The sequence below is a fragment of the Bartonella sp. OD88NMGDW genome (assembly GCF_042193775.1).
GTDB lineage: Bacteria > Pseudomonadota > Alphaproteobacteria > Rhizobiales > Rhizobiaceae > Bartonella > Bartonella grahamii.
This window is the reverse complement of record NZ_JBHIMA010000081.1, coordinates 1-672: the sequence shown is the minus strand read 5'-3', so window position 1 is coordinate 672 and position 672 is coordinate 1. Positions and strand designations below refer to the sequence as shown.

Annotated in this window: 1 protein-coding gene; it reads right to left on the bottom strand. The window is 42.3% G+C overall.

The genetic code is table 11. The features are described 5' to 3' along the window. Positions 1–48: 48 nt before the first annotated feature. Positions 49–672 (bottom strand): lambda exonuclease family protein, encoded by a 624-nt coding sequence (locus tag ACFIJR_RS09210; RefSeq protein ID WP_375654090.1) that lies wholly within the window; start codon positions 670–672, stop codon positions 49–51.

Here is a 672-nt window from a genome sequence, read left to right as displayed (position 1 = left end):
GGGTGGGGGTGCTTGTAGATATGCGGGGAACAAAACACCCCCATAAGGTTAAGCAGCTTTTGTTGAGAGTTGTTTTATCTCTCGTTCTATCTCTGCTAAAAAGGTTTCAACAGCTTGATTGATCTGTTCAATTTGTTGATCATCACGGAGAACACGCTTGACTTTCATGCGTAAGTGAAAGAATTCCCCCGTAAAACGTGGGTCATAGCTTACGAAATCACACCATTTTCGTTCTGTACAAGCCATTTGGAATTGCATTTGTGCGTGATATTCTGGTTTGATTTCGTCACCTATACAAAAGCGCATATGTGTTACTGATCTCGGGCATTTAACTTCGATTAAACCGTCTTCTCCAATGAGACCATCGGGGCTAGCCCCCGCCATTTCTATTGTGGGGTGTTGGATAAAGCCGCATTTTGTTATATCGGCATCATAAATGAAGCCATATTCTCTCAAGGCATCATCTTCGTGTTCGATACCCCATCTCATATCTTCAGTTTCATAATAGGGGCTTGTTTCGCCTGTTAAGCGCTCTGTTATGAGTTTGATTTTGTAGTCTTCATATTTGCTCGTAGGCAATCCTTTTGTAGTTTTACTGAGTACGCTGTAAATGTTTGATGCGGTGACTTTACCCAAGCGCGCTTGAAACCATTCTGCTGTTCTTTGTTCCAT